Genomic DNA, 15,363 nt, shown 5'->3' on the forward strand with positions numbered 1-15,363 from the left:
GAGGGGTAACAACTGCCGTATACCTATGAGCATAGGTATCTCACTGTGATCTAGGCAACACCCTGCGGCGAGTTTTCTGAAAAGCTCCGCCGCAGGCTGGGAAACACGGACGTCTACACGAAGGCACTGTGGCCGGTGATGGCCCGGCCCACGATGAGGGTGTTGATCTGATCGGTGCCCTCGAAGGTGTAGAGGGACTCCGCGTCGGCGTGGAACCGCGCGACCCGGTGCTCCAGCAGGATGCCGTTGCCCCCCAGCAGCTCCCGGCCGAGGGCCGCGCTCTGGCGCATGTGGCGGCAGACCCACGTCTTGGCCAGCGCGGCCTGCTCGCCGCTGACACCACCGGCATCCGCGAGCTGGGACAGCCGGACCGCGAGGGCGAGGGACGCGTTGGCGTTGCCCAGCATGGTCACGAGGTGGTCCTGGACGAGCTGGAAGGACGCGATCGGCCGCCCGAATTGCTCGCGCCGCCGGGTGTACTCGAGCACGGCTTCATACAGGCCGATCTGGAGCCCGGTGGCATTCCAGACCACGTCCGGCCGCAGCGTCTCGAAGGTGCGGTTCAGGTCCGCGAAGGAATTGATCCGCTGGAGTCGATGACTCTCCGGGACCCGCACCCCGTCCAGGCGGATATCGGCGTTGTGGACCATGCGCAGGGAGGTCTTGCCCTGGATCTTGGTGATCTCCAGGCCCGGGTCGTCGGTACGGGCCAGGAAGACCTTGACCTGGCCGTCGTCGGCGTCCTTGGCGGCGATCGCCGCGTACTCGGAGAAGGCGGCGTTGCCGATCCAGCGTTTCGCCCCGTGCAGGATCCAGCCGTCCCCCTCCCGCCGGGCCACGGTCTGGACGCCGCGGGCGATGTCCGAGCCGTGGTCGGGCTCGGTCAGCGCGAAGCAGCCGGTCATCCTGAAGGACGCCATGTCCGCACCCCATTGCGCCAGCTGCTCGTCGCTGCCGCCGGCGTGGACCACCGTGCGGAACATGCCGGCCTGGCCGCCGAAGAGGATCGCCAGAGAGCCGTCCACGCGGGAGAACTCCAGGTTCCGGAAGCCGATGAACAGGGACCGGACCGTCTCTCCGGCGTCGCGCAGGTCCGCGGGTTCCACCAGGTCGAGCCCGGCCAGGCCGTCGCGGAGGAACAACGGCGTCTCGCCGCGCTCCCAATACTCGGCCAGGACGGGCTCGGCCTCCTCCGCCAGGTAGTGGCGCAGGCGGGTCAGGACGGCCTGCTCGGCACCCGTGAGCAGGTCCGAGTAGCCGTAGAAGTCGGCGCCGCCGATGAAGGGCACGGGTCCACCGGAACGGGTGTTCTCTACGTCTTTCACTGCACATCCTCACGGATCGAGGCCTTCAGGCGGCTCAGGTTCAGCTTCCCCGTGGGCCCGCGGTCGAGCGAGTCGCGCAGCACCAGGGTGCGCGGCTTCTTATAGCCGGCCACCCGCCCGGCCAGGTGCTCCATCAGGTCCCGCTCCGTCACGTCCGCGTCCGGCTCCAGGGCCACGGCGGCCGCCACCGCCTCACCCCAGCGGGGGTCGGGGACACCGAACACCACGGCGTCCGCCACGGCCGGATGCTCCAGCAGCGCCTCCTCGACCTCCCCGGGGAAGACCTTCTCCCCGCCGGTGTTCACCACGGAGCTGCCCCGCCCGAGCAGGTCGATATACCCGTCCTCCCCCACCCGCACATAGTCCCCGGGGGAACAGTGGCGGACACCGTTGATGACGGGGTAGGTCGCCGCGGAGGTGACGGGGTCATGGAGGTAGCCCACGGGCAGCGCACCGCGGTAGGCCAGGACGCCGATCGCCCCGGGTTCGTGCTGGACCTCCCGTTGGGCATCGTCCAGGACCACGGCATCCTCGCTCAGCCGGAATCTCGCCGGCAGGTCCTCGGCCCGGGTGGTGGTGGCCACCGCGTAGGGGCCGCCCTCGGTCGAGGCGAGGATGTCCACGATCGCCACCCGGCCCAGGGCATGGATGCGGCGCTTGGTGTCATCGCTGAATCGCATGCCCGAGCTGATCACCGAGGTCAGGCTGGACCCCCGGCCGCCGAGTTCCGCCTCCAACGCGTCAAGGAGGGGCAGCGCCACCGCGTCGCCGGCGACGATCAGCCGGGTCACTCCCGCGCTCTCGATCAGCCGGGCCACATCCCCGGCCCGGAAGCTGGGATCCGGGTTGATCACCACGGTGCCGCCGAGCGCGAGCGTGTTCATGGCGCTGAACAGGGCCGTCGCGTGGATGAAGGGCGCCAGGGGCAGGGTCCGGATGGGCGCCAGGTCGTCTTCGACGGCGATCCCCACCGCAGCGTTGAGGTCGGCCGGGACGTCCCGGCCGACGGGACCGTAGATCGAGGACTGCTGGATATGCAGCAGGTCCCCGATCCTCCACACCACCGCCTTCGGTGTGCCGGTGGTCCCGCCCGTGAACATGTACAGCTCCGCCTCCCGGCCGGGCTCGAACCGCCGCGGGGCAGTGCTGCGGCCCGGGCCCGGCGCCGCCAGCTCCTCGAAACGGACGCGGACGACGCCGGCCCGCTCCCGGCCGACTGGTCCCTCGGGTTCACCGGTGTCGCCGACCTCGATGAGCAGCTCCGGCCGGCCGGCGGTTCCCGCCAGCCGGTCCAAAGCGTCCTCCACCGCTGCCCGGGCGCCGCTGGCAAGGACGAGGACCACTGGCTCGGCGACGGTGAGGAGCCCGGCGAGCTCGGCCCCGAGGTAGCGGTAATTGATCGAGACGGGGATCGCCTCCAGCTTGAGGCAGGCGTAGAACAGCACGAGATACTCAGCGGTGTTGTGGAGGAAGAACGCCACCCGTGAACCAGGGCCCACGCCGCGCTCCGCCAGGTCCTCGGCCACCGAAGCCGCGGCGGCGTCGAACTCGCCGTAGGTGTAGTGCCCACCGGCAGATCGAACCGCCCATCGGTCGGGGGCGCGCCGGGCGATCTCGCGCCACAGGACCGCATAGTTCTCGTACATGGGCAGGCCTCCGTCTGCTGTGGATCACCTTCAGTTTCAGGTAACCTGAAACGAACGTCAAGGGTCACGCCCATCGGCCGCACCCGTTCCCGCACGACCCTGGGAGGCACCATGCCGAGTCAGGATCCCGAGGCCGCACCAGACCTCGTCATCGACGGCTGGCTCATTTACATGATCAAGCTGCTGGACACCGGGCTCCGCCCCGAGGTCGAGCGGATCGCCGGCAGCCGGGGTTTCACCGCCGCCCAGTACACGGCGCTCACCGTGCTGCTGTCCAGGCCGGGCATCACCTCCTCGGAGCTGGCCCGGCGCTCGTTCGTCCGGGCCCAGTCCATGGCGGGGACCATCGGTCCGCTCGTGGAGCAGGGCCTGATCAGCCGCGCCCCGGATCCGGACAATGCGCGGCGGCTGCTGCTCCGGGCCACGCCCCGGGGCCGGGCAGCAGTCACCCGCCTGCAGGATGAGGTGGCCACCCTGCAGGGCCGGCTGGTGGAGGGACTGGACCAGCCGCAGCTCGATGCCCTGTCAGCGGCCCTACGACTCCTGCGCAACAACGTCCAGGATCTCAACACCACCACGCCCTAGCGGCGCTCAGCACTCGGGGAGGTTGACCGCCACATTCACGGCCAGGCCGCCGCGGGAGGTCTCCTTGTACTTGGACATCATGTCCCGCCCGGTGTCCCGCATGGTGGTGATGGCATCGTCCAGGCTCACCCGGTGGGTGCCGTCACCGACCAGGGACAGGCGGGCGGCGTTGATGGCCTTCACGGAGGCGATCGCGTTGCGTTCAATGCACGGGATCTGCACGAGCCCGGCAATGGGGTCGCAGGTCAGGCCGAGGTTATGCTCCAGTCCGATCTCGGCGGCGTTCTCTACCTGTTCCGGGGTGCCTCCCAGGACGGCACACAAGGCCCCGGCGGCCATGGAGCAGGCCGAGCCCACCTCGCCCTGGCAGCCGACCTCGGCACCGGAGATGGAGGCGTTGCGTTTGAACAGGGTGCCGATGGCGCCGGCGGTGAGCAGGAACTCCTCCACCCGATCGTCATTGCACTCGCGGAACATGTCGAAGTAGTGCAGCACGGCGGGGATGATCCCGGCGGCCCCGTTGGTCGGGGCGGTGACCACGCGGCCACCCGAGGCGTTCTCCTCGTTCACGGCCAGGGCGAAGAGGTTGACCCATTCCATGGCCCACAGCGTGTCCTGGGTGTCCCCCTGGGCCTGCTGCTCGCGCAGCCGTCGGCGCAGCCCGGGTGCGCGCCGCTTAGCCAGCAGCACGCCCGGCAGGACCTCCTCGGTGCGGCTGCAGCCGTTCTCCACGCATTCCTGCATCACGGCCCAGACATCGAGCAGGGCCGTGCGGATCTCCTCGGCCGAGTGCCGGGTCAGTTCGTTGGCGTGCATGACGCCGGCCACGGACAGCCCGGACTCCCGGCAGCGCTGCAGCAGTTCTGCCCCACTGGCGAACGGGTAGGGCTCGGGCACCTCCGGCTCGTCCGTGCCGGACCCGGCTTCCGCCAGGTCCTCAGCGGTGACCACGAAGCCGCCGCCCACGGAGTAGTACTCCTGCGAGGCCACGACACCAGGGGCAGGGGCGCTGTCCCGGACGGCACCGTCCTCGGCCCCGGAGCCGGCGGCCGCGGCGGCCTCCTCGGAGGAGTAGGCGGTGAGACGCATGCCGTTGGGGTGGCCGGGCAGCGACTCCCAGCCGTTGAGCACCACGTCCTGAGCGGAGAAGGCCACCTCCCGCGTGCCGTCCAGCCGCAACCGCCCCGAGTCCATGGCCTCTGCCACCACCCGGGGGGCCTCGTCCGCACCGACGGACTCCGGGGCCAGCCCGGCCAGGCCCATGATCACGGCGTGGTCCGAACCGTGGCCCTGGCCTGTGGCGCCGAGCGATCCGAACAGCACCGCCTTGACCCGGACCACCTCGTCCAGTCGGCCGGCCTCGGCCAGCGATCGAGCGAAGAGCCGCGCGGCGCGCATCGGCCCCACGGTGTGGGACGACGACGGCCCCAGGCCGATCGAGAACAGGTCCAGCACGCTCAAGGTCACAGCACTTCCTCCTGACGGAACTCCGCCATGGAATCCACCAGCCAGCGTACGAGGAAATCGGCGAAGGATGCACGGGGGTACAGCCGGAATTCGGTCTCGGCGGACCGGTGCAGGATGACCGGGACCGGTCCCACCGCCGTCACGATCGCGTGGCCGACGGGGAAGGAGCGCGGGTGCAGGTCCGCCTGGCACCCCTTCTCCAGAACGTCCCGAGCCGAGAGCCCGGCCAGCACGAGGATCGTGCGGTTGGCGGAGAGGTCCAGCGCCTGGCCCGGCAACCCCTCGAGGGCGGCCTCGAGCGAGTCCGCATCACCCGTGGACTGCTCACGGGAGACGTCCACCACGAGGAACTCGTCCGGGGACAGCCACAGCACGTGCTGACCGGAGGCGTCCCCCGTGCTCTGGCCGTGGCCGGCCGGCAACTGGACGCCCAGGACGGTTTCCAGAGCCTGTGCGGTCTTCGAGTCCGGCGCGGCCCGCAGGCCGATCTGGACAGCGAAGGGCAGCTCACGCAGGGATACGGCGCGGGCGCCGTGCACCTCGGCCTCCGCCATGAGGGACTCCAGGTGGGCCGCCGGGGAGGTGCGGATCGATCGGGTCATCAGTTTCTCAGCCATCACGGCGGGTCCCTTCGGGGTCGTAGAGCAGGGGTGAGGCGATCTCCACCTCGACGTAGTTCTCGCCGTCCGGGCCACCGGCGCCGATCGGCGAGCGCACGATCTCGCCGATGCGGTTGCGGCCGTTGTCCACGAGGGCCAGACCGAAGGTCCGGCCCAGCGCGGCCGAGTTGTAGGAGGAGGTGACGTGGCCGATCATCGGGACCGGGCCGGCGTCGGGCGTCAGCGGGGTGCCCGCCGTCACCAGCTGGGCGCCCTCCGCGAGCCGGGTGGTGCGGTCCACGGGCAGCACACCCACCAGGTGGCGGCGGTCCTCGCGGGCCGTGTGCGCCCGGGAGAACGAGCGGTTGCCCACGAAGTCCTTCCGCGCGGACACCGCCCAGCCCATCCCGGCGTCCTGTGGGGTCACGGTGCCGTCCGTGTCCTGGCCGATGATGATGAGGCCCTTCTCGGCGCGCAGCACGTGCATCGTCTCGGTCCCGTACGGGGTGATCCCGAACTCGGCGCCGGCCTGGGCCACGGCCTCCCACGTGGACAGGCCGGCGAAGGCCTCCACGTTGATCTCGAACGCGAGTTCGCCGGAGAAGGAGATGCGGCAGATCCGGGCGCGGGTCCCGTTGGCCAGGGTGGTCTCGCGGAAGGCCATGAACGGGAACGCCTCCTGGGAGACGTCCAGGTCCGGGGCCACCCTCGCCACCACCTCGCGGGACTTGGGCCCGACGACGGCGACGGTGTTCCACTGCTCGGTCACCGAGGTGAACACCACGTCCAGGTCCGGCCACTCGGTCTGGTGCCATTCCTCCAGCCAGTCCAGGACCTTGGCGGCCCCGCCGGTGGTGGTGGTCATCAGGAACCGGTCCTCGGCCAGGCGCATGGTCACGCCGTCGTCGAAGAGCATGCCGTCCGCGGAGCACATCAGCCCGTAGCGGCCCATCCCGACCTTCAGCTTGAGGAAGCCGTTGGTGTAGATGCGGTTGAGGAACTCGGCGGCGTCCGCCCCACGCACCTCGATCTTGCCGAGGGTGGAGGCGTCCATGAAGCCCACCGAGTCGCGCACGGCGGCGCACTCGCGCAGCACGGCGGCGTCCATGTCCTCCCCGTCCTGCGGGAAGTACCAGGGCCGCTTCCACTGACCCACGTCTTCGAACAGGGCGCCGGCGGCCTCATGCCAGGGCTGGATCGAGGTGACACGCGCCGGGTCGAACAGCTCCCCGCGGCGGCGGCCGGCCACGGCGGCGAAGGCCACCGGGGTGAACGGAGCGCGGAAGGTGGTGGTCCCGATCTCGCCGAGATCGCCCTCGTTCAGGGCGGCCGCGATCACGCCGATCGCGTTGACCCCGGAGGTCTTGCCCTGGTCGTTGGCGGTGGAGATGGAGGTGTAGCGCTTGATGTGCTCCACCGAGCGCATCCCGGCCCCGGTGGCCCGCAGCACGTCCGCCACGGTCTGGTCCCGCTGGAGGTCCACGAAGTGGGTGTCCCAGTCGGCCGGCTCACCGGCCAGGGCCGGGGCCAGCCACACGGGCCGGACGGTTCCGGGGGCCGGGGACGCCGGGGCGCTCGGCACCAGCAGCGGGGCGGAGGAGCCGGTGGCCCGGGCGGCCTGGTGACCGGCCTCGGCCCCCTGGGACAAGGCCTCACCCAGGGTCACGGCCCCGGTCAGGGCTCCCGCGGTGAACTGGTTCTTGACGCGGGCGGATGGCACGAAGGCCGCGAGCTCTCGGTTCCAGGCGATCCGGCCCTGGCGCTGGCTGTGCAGGTGAACCACCGGCGAGTGCCCGCCGGAGACGGCGAGCAGGTCCGCGTCCAGCGTCTCGGGGTCACCGGCGATGGCGCCGGACTCATCCAGGGGTGCCACGGTGACGCCGCTGATCCGGCCGCCGGGGCCGTCTCCGGCGGTGTCCACCACGGCGGCACCGAAGATGCCGCGCACGCCGGTGGACTCGAGGACCTCCAGGGCGGTGGCGGAGGCCTCCGGCCGGGAGTCCGCCACCGCCACTACGGAGACGCCAGCGTCATGCAGGTCCTCCACGAGGGCGTAGGCGGAGTCGTTGGTGGTGGCCACCACGACGCGCTCGCCGGTGAGAGCCGCGTACCGGTTCAGATAGCTGCGCACGGCGCCGGCGAGCATGATGCCCGGGCGGTCGTTGTTGGCAAAAACCAGGGGACGCTCGTGGGCGCCCGTGGCCAGCACCACCTGGCTGGCGCGCACGTGCCAGATCCGCTGGCGGGACACCCCGGGCCGCTCGCGCGCCGGCAGGTGATCGGTGCGCTGCTGGACCGCCACCACGAAGTTCTCGTCGTAACTGCCGAAGGCGGTGGTGCGGGGCAGGTAGGTGAAGTCCTCGGCGGCGGCGAGGCGCTCGAGGGTGGCTGCGGCCCACTCACGAGCGTCCATCTCGTCGATCGTCTCGGTGCGGCCGGAGAGCAGCGAGCCCCCGGGGGCGGGCTGATCGTCCATGAGGATGGTGCGGGCACCGGACTTCCCGGCCTCGCGGGCGGCGGCCAGACCGGCCGGTCCCGCGCCCACCACCAGGACGTCGGCGTGAACATACTTGTGGTCGTAGACCGCCTCATCCTTCCTCGGATCCAGCACGCCGAGCCCGGAGAGGTACGTGGCGTTCAGCCCGTCGGTCAGGCCCACCGTGGTGGCCGGCAGCATGGATTCGTCCACGTGCCCGGCGAAGCGCGCCGCGACGGTGACGAGCGCGTTGGGCTCCTCCACGCCCGCCGCAAGGATGCCGCGCGGGCGACCCTCGTAGAGCGAGGATCCGCAGTCGAGACGACCGTTGGCGATGAGGGCGCTGGCGAGGGTGTCCCCCGGGTGGCCGGTGTACTGGGTGCCGTCCATCGTGAAGGTGATCTCGCGGCTGCGGTCGATGCCGTGGCCGGGGGCGCGGCCGGCCTCAAGGCGCCGGGTGTTGGCGGTGCTCACTGGTGGCCTCCGTGGTCGGTGTTCGGGCTGGCGGGGCTGGAAGGGGTGGTCCGGGTGGAGTTGCCGTGGCCGGGGTCCGGGAGGTCGCCGGCCTCGGGCCGGGGCGAACCGGCCGGATAGGTCGCGGCGAACTCGTAGGTGTGGGTGTCCCGCAGGGCGTTGAACCACTTGCGGCACCCGCCGCCGTGCTGCCAGCGCTCCGCGAACAGCCCCTTGGGGTTGTCCCGGTAGAAGAGGTACTCGGCCCAGCCCCGGTCGTCCAGGGAGTGCGGGTCCTCGGGGTAGGCGATGTGGGCCTGGCCCCCGTAGTGGAATTCGGTCTCGTTGCGGGGCCCGCAGTGCGGGCAGTCGATCAGCAGCATGATTCTTCTCCTGCCTGTACCTTCCTAGTGGGCCACGGCGGCGGCGCCGTGCTCGTCGATGAGGTGTCCGGTCTCGAAGCGGTCCAGCGCGAACGGGGCGTTCAGCGGGTGGGCCTCATCGGTGGCGATGGTGTGGGCGAACGTGTAGCCGGAGGCAGGGGTGCCCTTGAAACCGCCCGTGCCCCAACCGCAGTTGACGTACATCTGGTCGATCGGGGTGGTGGAGACGATCGGCGAGGCGTCGAAGGTGGTGTCCACGATCCCGCCCCAGGTGCGCAGCAGATGCGCGCGGGCGAAGATCGGGAACAGTTCGACCGCGGCAGCCAGCTGCTCCTCCACCACGTGGAATGCGCCGCGCTGGCCGTAACCGTTGTAGGAGTCGATCCCGGCGCCCATGACCAGCTCGCCCTTGTGCGCCTGGGAGACATACACGTGGACGTGGTTGGACATCACGACGGTGGGGTGCACCGGCTCGAAGAGCTCGGAAACGAGCGCCTGCAGCGGATGGGAGGAGATCGGCAGCCGGAACCCTGCCAGCTCCGCCAGCACCGAGGAGTGGCCGGCCGCCGCGAGGGCCACCTTGCCGGCGTTGATGCGGCCACGGGACGTTTCCACACCCACCACCCGCTCGCCGTCCTTGACGAAGCCGGTGACCTCGCAGTTCTGGATGATGTCCACGCCCATCTCGTCACACTTCCGGGCGAAGGCCCAGGCCACATGGTCATGCTTGGCGATCCCGGCGCGCGGCTGATAAGTGGCCCCCATGACCGGGTAGCGGATGTCGTCCCCGATGTTGATGATGGGGCAGGCCTCTTTGACCTGCTGCGGGTCCAGCCACTCCGCGTCCACGCCGTTGAGCACGTTGGCGTTCACGCGGCGCTGGGACTCACGCACGTCCTGCAGGGTGTGGGCCAGGTTCATCACGCCGCGCTGGGAGAACAGGAAGTCGTACTCCAGCTCCTCCGGCAGCCCCTCCCATAGCTTGAGGGAGTGCTCGTAGATCGCCGCCGACTCGTCCCACAGGTAGTTGGAGCGGATGATCGTGGTGTTGCGGGCCATGTTGCCGCCGGCCAGCCAGCCCCGCTCCAGGATGGCGATGTTGGTCATGCCATGTCTGGACGCCAGGTAGTAGGCGGTCGCCAGGCCGTGGCCGCCGCCGCCGACGATCACGGCGTCATAGCTGGGTTTCGGGTCGGGGTTGCGCCACAGGAAGTCCGGGTGCTCGGGAAGCTTCTCGGCCATGTCAGGCCCCCTTCGGGGTGAGGAGTTCGGTCATGTTCGGGTACAGGGGATGGGCGGCCGCCAGGGTGCGGACCCGCTCGCGCAGGCCGGTCACCACCTCGTCGGCCACCCCGACGCCGGCCCCGGCATCCGCCGCGCCAGCGGTCCCGGCCGCGGCAGCGCCGGCGCCAGCTTTCAGGGTCTCGGCGATGACGTCCGCGACCTCGCGGAAGGCCTCCTCACCGAAACCGCGGGTGGCCAGGGCGGGGGTGCCGATGCGCAGCCCGGAGGTCACCATCGGCGGACGCGGGTCGAAAGGCACCGAGTTGCGGTTGATGGTGATGTCCACGGCTGCCAGCAGGTCCTCGCCCTGCTGGCCGTCCAAGGACGAGTCCCGCAGGTCCACGAGGACCAGGTGCACGTCCGTGCCGCCGGTGAGGACGGTGATCCCGTGTTCGGCCACGTCGGGGCGGGTGAGCCGCTCGGCGAGGATGCGCGCCCCGGCCAGGGTCCGCTCCTGACGGTCCCGGAAACCCTCGGAGGCGGCGATCTTGAACGCGACGGCCTTGCCGGCGATCACATGCTCGAGCGGCCCGCCCTGCTGGCCCGGGAACACGGCGGAGTTGACCTTCTTGGCGATGTCCGCGTCATTGGTCAGGATGATGCCGCCGCGTGGTCCGGCCAGGGTCTTGTGGGTGGTGGAGGTGACCACGTGGGCGTGCGGGACGGGCGAGGGGTGCAGGCCCGTGGCCACGAGCCCAGCGAAGTGAGCCATGTCCACCATGAGGTAGGCACCGACCTCGTCCGCGATCTCGCGGAAGCGGGCGAAGTCCAGGTGGCGCGGGTAGGCGGACCAGCCGGCCACGATCAGCTTCGGGGAGTTCTCGCGGGCCAGGCGGGCCACCTCGTCCATGTCCACCTCGAGGGTGGACTCGTCCACGCCGTACGCCACGATGTTGTAGAGGCGGCCGGAGAAGTTGAGCTTCATGCCGTGGGTCAGGTGGCCGCCGTGGGCCAGGTTCAGGCCGAGGACCGTGTCCCCGGGGCGGATCAGCGCGTGCATCACGGAGGCGTTGGCCTGGGCTCCGGAGTGCGGCTGGACGTTGGCGTAGGCCGCGCCGAACAGGTCCTTGACCCGCTCGATGGCCAGGGACTCCACGGCGTCCACATGCTCGCAGCCTCCGTAGTACCGGCGGCCGGGATACCCCTCCGCATACTTGTTGGTCAGCACCGACCCCTGGGCCTGCATCACGGCGGCGGCGGTGTGATTCTCGGAGGCGATCATCTCCAGCCCCTCGCGCTGCCGCCCCAGCTCGGCGTCGATATGCGCCGCGATCTCGGGGTCGAGCTCGGCCAGGTCAGCAGTCAGTTCGGTGGGGATGGCCTCGGCCATCTCGCGGGTCATGGTCACGATGATCTCCTGGTACGTCTCTTGAAGACAACTGATATATCAAGCTGCGGTCTAGAGTATGGTGAGGATCACACCCCGTCAAGGGGTGGCAGGAACAGGGCCACCCGACGAGCCGAAGGACCTCATGACCACCGCAACGGACCTCGCCCCCGCCGGCCTCTCGCTCGCCGAGCAGGCCTACCGCGCACTCCGGGACCGGCTGATCATGCTGGACATCGCCCCGGGAGAGCCGCTCCAGGAACTCCAGCTCGTCCGTGAGCTCGGATTCGGCCGCACCCCGCTGCGGGAGGCCCTGAAGCGGCTCGAGACCGACCATCTGGTGGTGTCCTATCCCCGCCGGGGCACCTTCGCCACCCGAGTGGACATCACCGAGCTGGCCGCCGTCTCCGAGGTGCGCCAGCTCCTGGAGCCCCTGGCCGCCCGCAAGGCTGCCGGGAATGTGGGCCCGGAAACCCGCGCGGCCCTCGTGGAAGCTCGGGAGGGGATCGAGCGACTGGACCACGCCACCCCTCAGCGGGAGGTGATGGCACTGGACCTGACCGTCCACCGGCTCGTCTATCGGACCGCGGGCAACCACCATCTCGAGGAGTCCTTGATCCGCCTGGACAACCTCGCCACCCGCATCTGGTGCGTGGTGGTGGACCGCCTCCCGGACGTCGCCGGCCACATTCGCGAGCACCTCGGCTTGCTGGACGCGATTCTGGCCGGCGACCAGGAGCGGGCGGAGTCCATCGCCACCGAGCACGTCCGCCACTTCGACACAGCGGTCCGCAGCGTCATCTGACGTCCTCCCGGCCAGGGCTTGACGGTGACCTGAGTCACTGTCAGTCTATAGCGCAACCGCGTTGCCTTAAGTGCAACAGCCAGCGACTGTGCCCCCTGGAGGAAGTCGACATGTCCACCCCTGAGAAGTCCACCACCGTCACCGAGGACAGCCCCGCCGCCGGGAGCGAACGGACGGTCACCCTCCCGCGATTCCGAGGCCGGATCATCCCGCCGCTGGACCGGGCCATCATCATGATCCTCCCGCCGGTGCTGATCATCGCCGCCGTGGTGGCCGTGACGGTCAACCCCGAGGGCGCCGCCGATCTCATCGGCCGGATGCGCACGTTCGTCACCGGAGGATTCACCTGGTGGTTCGTTCTCTACTCCCTCATCGCCGTCGGTGTCTGCGCCTGGCTGTGCATCAGCAAGGTCGGCAGCGTCCGCCTCGGTGGCCCCAAGGCCCGGCCGGAACACAACAACTTCGCCTGGTACTCCATGCTCTTCGCCTGCGGCCAGGGCATCGGCCTGATCTTCTGGTCCCTGGCGGAGCCGATCATGCTGCGCGAGGAGACCCCCGTCATTCCCACGGGTGCGAATCCCGGCGAAGGCGGCCTCGTGTGGACCTACTTCCACTGGGGACTGACCGCCTGGGCCATGTATTGCGTGGTCGCCGTCTGCCTGGCCTACTCCCACCACAACCTCGGCAAGACCCTCACCTTCCGCGAGGCGACTGTGGACATCCTGCCGAAGCGCATCCAGCGCCCGGCCGGCGTCGTGGTGGAGCTGCTGGCCATCATCGCCACCGTGCTCGGCCTGGCCACCTCGTTCGGCTTCGCGGCCATGCAGTTCACGTCCGGCGCCACCCAGGCACTGCCGTTCGATGCCAGCCCCCTGGTGTGGGCCATCGTGATCATCGCCTTGGGCCTGCTCACAGCCGTCTCCGCGTTCCTGGGCGTCAACAAGGGCATGAAGCGCATCAGCCAGGCGAACTCGATCCTGAGCATCGCGCTAGTGGTCGGCGTCTTCGTCCTCGGCCCTACCGTCTACATCCTCTCCAACATCTCCCAGACGTTCGGCTCCTTCTTCCAACATTTCATCCCGATGAGCTTCTGGTCTGAGGCCGAGGGTGCCGGCGCCCCGTTGGCCGACTGGCAGGACAGCTGGAGCGGCTGGTGGACGGTGTTCATCTGGTGCTGGGTCATCGCCTTCTCCCCCTTCGTGGCCGGCTTCATCGCCCGCATCTCCCGCGGGCGCACCATCCGCGAGTTCGTCCTCGGCGTGACCATCATCCCGTCCCTGATCGTGATGATCTGGGTGGGCGTCATCGGTTCCGCCGGCATCCACTACGACAACGAGACCGGACAGATCTCTGCCGATGCCGCCGCTGACACCTCCTCCGCCCTGTTCTCGATGCTGGAGATGGTGCCGTGGATCGGCACGCTGCTGATCATCGTGGCGACCATCCTGGTGGCCACCTACTACGTCACGTCCCTGGACTCGGGCACCTACGCCCTGGCGGAGTTCGTCTCCGCCCCGAAGAAGTCCGGCCCCTGGTTCCGCGTGGTACTGGTCGCCAGCATCGCCACCGTGGCGCTCGTACTGCTCTCGATCGGCGGTGTGGACGCGGTGGATACCGTCCAGACCGGCACCATCATCGGCGGGTTCCCGTTCTCCTTCGTCATCGTGCTGATGATCGCCAACCTCATCCGCCGGCTGCGGTCCCGAGACCGTGAGATCCGGCAACTGGAGAAGGACATCAACGATCCCGAGCACCGCGCGGAGGACGAGTTCTGCGACGAGGACGGCATCCCCCGCCCCGATCCGCGCCGCGGCGTGGGCCCGGGGACACTGACCGACGTCCAGGATCCCTATGGCTACGGCACCCGAACCGAGAAGAGGCCCCACCAGTGACCAGCACCCCCGACCCCCGATCCCGGGGACTTTCGACCGCCGAGCCCACTCGGCTGGCCCACCTGGACGCCCACACGTACCGGGACTGGGCGGCCGGAGAACGGTCAACCGTGATCCTGCCGGCCGGGGCCTTCGAGCAGCATGGCCCCCACCTGCCCCTGGGAACGGACGCCATCCTGTCCTCGACCATCGCCGAGGCGGTGGGGTCCCGGATCGGCGCCAAGGTGGCCGAGCCGCTGTCCTACGGCTACAAGTCGCAGCAGAAGTCCGGCGGCGGCGATCACCTGGCCGGCACCGTCAGCCTGGACGCCGCGGCCCTGATCGCCCAGGCGCGCTGCGTCATGGCCGGGTTCCTGCAGCAGGGCGTGCGCCACCTCGTGGTGCTCAACGGGCACTACGAGAACTACCAGTTCCTCTACGAGGCCGCGGACCTGGCGCTTGCCGACATCGGCGCCGGTGTCAGCGCCGGACCGCCACGGGACAGCCCGACCATCCTCCTGCTCTCCTACTGGGACTACGTCTCCGAGGACACCCTGGCGGCGGTCTACCCGGATGGCTTCCCGGGGTGGGACATCGAGCACGGAGGGGTCCTGGAGACCTCGCTCATGCTGCATCTGCGCCCCGAACTCGTGGCCATGGACCGCGCCGTGAGCCATCCCCCGGCTGACCTGCCGCGGTTCGACCGTCTTCCCGTGGTGTCCTCGCGCACCCCGGAGACGGGATGTCTCTCAGCCCCGGACGGTTCCTCGGCGGAGAAGGGCCGGCTGCTCTACGAGCAGGTCACCGCAGAGTTGGCAGGGGACCTGGCGGCCGAGCTCGGCCTGCCGGCACGGGAAGTCCTCGAGACCTCTTGACGTGACCCCCGGCACACCACAGAATGAATGCAACGCCGTTGCGTGTAATGCAACCGATTCGGGATGCGATGAAGCGGCACCACCAGAACACCAGGACCGCCCGCAGGCGGCACGCCCCCAGGAGCACACCATGAGCACCACCTCCACCACCGCACGTTCCGTTTCCGACCTGGAGCGCCTGAAGACCCTGCACAACGGGTCCAAGCAGCCCCTGACGTTCTCGGACGCCGAGTTCGAGCGCCGCCTGGCCGGCCTGCGTCAGATCAT

At 69.8% G+C, this 15,363-nt stretch carries 12 protein-coding genes and 1 pseudogene; 5 read left to right on the forward strand and 8 right to left on the reverse strand.

Features of this window, described 5'->3' with window-relative positions:
* Nucleotides 1-113 precede the first annotated feature (113 nt).
* Together AB0333_RS12320 and AB0333_RS12325 are read right to left on the reverse strand one after the other, a co-directional pair.
* Entirely contained in the window at nucleotides 114-1,325 is a 1,212-nt protein-coding gene (locus AB0333_RS12320) for an acyl-CoA dehydrogenase family protein (protein WP_366218958.1), read from the reverse strand.
* The gene (locus AB0333_RS12325) at nucleotides 1,322-2,971 is read right to left on the reverse strand and encodes an AMP-binding protein (RefSeq protein WP_366218959.1); all 1,650 of its coding nucleotides are present in this window, start codon (nucleotides 2,969-2,971) and stop codon (nucleotides 1,322-1,324) included. Before AB0333_RS12325 ends, AB0333_RS12320 begins: the two co-directional genes overlap by 4 nt.
* 111 nt (nucleotides 2,972-3,082) lie before the next feature.
* Here AB0333_RS12325 and AB0333_RS12330 point away from each other — a divergent pair, with 111 nt between their 5' ends.
* On the forward strand, nucleotides 3,083-3,556 hold the full coding sequence (locus AB0333_RS12330) for a MarR family transcriptional regulator (RefSeq protein WP_115932870.1): 474 nt from the start codon (nucleotides 3,083-3,085) through the stop codon (nucleotides 3,554-3,556).
* A gap of 6 nt (nucleotides 3,557-3,562) precedes the next feature.
* Here AB0333_RS12330 and AB0333_RS12335 read toward each other — a convergent pair whose 3' ends face one another.
* The 6 genes from AB0333_RS12335 to glyA are packed head-to-tail and all read right to left on the reverse strand — an operon-like array spanning nucleotide 3,563 to nucleotide 11,560.
* Complete coding sequence (locus tag AB0333_RS12335; protein WP_366218960.1) at nucleotides 3,563-5,023, reverse strand: L-serine ammonia-lyase; 1,461 nt, start codon at nucleotides 5,021-5,023, stop codon at nucleotides 3,563-3,565.
* Nucleotides 5,020-5,640 (reverse strand): sarcosine oxidase subunit gamma family protein, encoded by a 621-nt coding sequence (locus AB0333_RS12340; protein WP_366218961.1) that lies wholly within the window; start codon nucleotides 5,638-5,640, stop codon nucleotides 5,020-5,022. Before AB0333_RS12340 ends, AB0333_RS12335 begins: the two co-directional genes overlap by 4 nt.
* Nucleotides 5,633-8,572, reverse strand: a complete 2,940-nt coding sequence (locus AB0333_RS12345; RefSeq protein ID WP_366218962.1) for a 2Fe-2S iron-sulfur cluster-binding protein — start codon at nucleotides 8,570-8,572, stop codon at nucleotides 5,633-5,635. Before AB0333_RS12345 ends, AB0333_RS12340 begins: the two co-directional genes overlap by 8 nt.
* Complete coding sequence (locus AB0333_RS12350; RefSeq protein ID WP_366218963.1) at nucleotides 8,569-8,934, reverse strand: sarcosine oxidase subunit delta; 366 nt, start codon at nucleotides 8,932-8,934, stop codon at nucleotides 8,569-8,571. The genes AB0333_RS12345 and AB0333_RS12350 overlap by 4 nt, the downstream gene beginning before the upstream one ends.
* Nucleotides 8,935-8,958: 24 nt before the next feature.
* The gene (locus tag AB0333_RS12355) at nucleotides 8,959-10,176 is read right to left on the reverse strand and encodes a sarcosine oxidase subunit beta family protein (protein ID WP_115932865.1); all 1,218 of its coding nucleotides are present in this window, start codon (nucleotides 10,174-10,176) and stop codon (nucleotides 8,959-8,961) included.
* Between the two features lies 1 nt (nucleotide 10,177).
* The gene (gene glyA, locus AB0333_RS12360; protein WP_366218971.1) at nucleotides 10,178-11,560 is read right to left on the reverse strand and encodes a serine hydroxymethyltransferase; all 1,383 of its coding nucleotides are present in this window, start codon (nucleotides 11,558-11,560) and stop codon (nucleotides 10,178-10,180) included.
* A gap of 130 nt (nucleotides 11,561-11,690) precedes the next feature.
* Between glyA and AB0333_RS12365 the strand changes: the two genes are divergently transcribed.
* The 4 genes and pseudogenes from AB0333_RS12365 to AB0333_RS12380 all read left to right on the forward strand — a co-directional run.
* Nucleotides 11,691-12,350 (forward strand): GntR family transcriptional regulator, encoded by a 660-nt coding sequence (locus tag AB0333_RS12365; protein ID WP_366218964.1) that lies wholly within the window; start codon nucleotides 11,691-11,693, stop codon nucleotides 12,348-12,350.
* Nucleotides 12,351-12,460: 110 nt separating this feature from the next.
* Nucleotides 12,461-14,242 carry a BCCT family transporter gene (locus AB0333_RS12370; protein WP_366218965.1) on the forward strand — a complete coding sequence of 594 codons (1,782 nt, stop codon included), beginning with the start codon at nucleotides 12,461-12,463 and terminating at the stop codon, nucleotides 14,240-14,242.
* Nucleotides 14,239-15,096, forward strand: a complete 858-nt coding sequence (locus AB0333_RS12375) for a creatininase (protein WP_366218966.1) — start codon at nucleotides 14,239-14,241, stop codon at nucleotides 15,094-15,096. The genes AB0333_RS12370 and AB0333_RS12375 overlap by 4 nt, the downstream gene beginning before the upstream one ends.
* Before the next feature lie 130 nt (nucleotides 15,097-15,226).
* Nucleotides 15,227-15,363 (forward strand): annotated as a pseudogene (locus tag AB0333_RS12380) (creatininase); the annotation flags it as partial.

The organism is Citricoccus sp. NPDC079358, assembly GCF_040702545.1.
Classification (GTDB): domain Bacteria; phylum Actinomycetota; class Actinomycetes; order Actinomycetales; family Micrococcaceae; genus Citricoccus.

What these genes read in the sequence shown, in the direction of transcription:
- AB0333_RS12355 (WP_115932865.1), bottom strand. Translation starts at nt 10,176, where the DNA reads ATGGCCGAGAAGCTTCCCGAGCACCCGGACTTCCTGTGGCGCAACCCC.
- glyA (WP_366218971.1), bottom strand. Translation starts at nt 11,560, where the DNA reads ATGACCCGCGAGATGGCCGAGGCCATCCCCACCGAACTGACTGCTGAC.
- AB0333_RS12365 (WP_366218964.1), top strand. Translation starts at nt 11,691, where the DNA reads ATGACCACCGCAACGGACCTCGCCCCCGCCGGCCTCTCGCTCGCCGAG.
- AB0333_RS12330 (WP_115932870.1), top strand. Translation starts at nt 3,083, where the DNA reads ATGCCGAGTCAGGATCCCGAGGCCGCACCAGACCTCGTCATCGACGGC.
- AB0333_RS12350 (WP_366218963.1), bottom strand. Translation starts at nt 8,934, where the DNA reads ATGCTGCTGATCGACTGCCCGCACTGCGGGCCCCGCAACGAGACCGAA.
- AB0333_RS12340 (WP_366218961.1), bottom strand. Translation starts at nt 5,640, where the DNA reads ATGGCTGAGAAACTGATGACCCGATCGATCCGCACCTCCCCGGCGGCC.
- AB0333_RS12325 (WP_366218959.1), bottom strand. Translation starts at nt 2,971, where the DNA reads ATGTACGAGAACTATGCGGTCCTGTGGCGCGAGATCGCCCGGCGCGCC.
- AB0333_RS12370 (WP_366218965.1), top strand. Translation starts at nt 12,461, where the DNA reads ATGTCCACCCCTGAGAAGTCCACCACCGTCACCGAGGACAGCCCCGCC.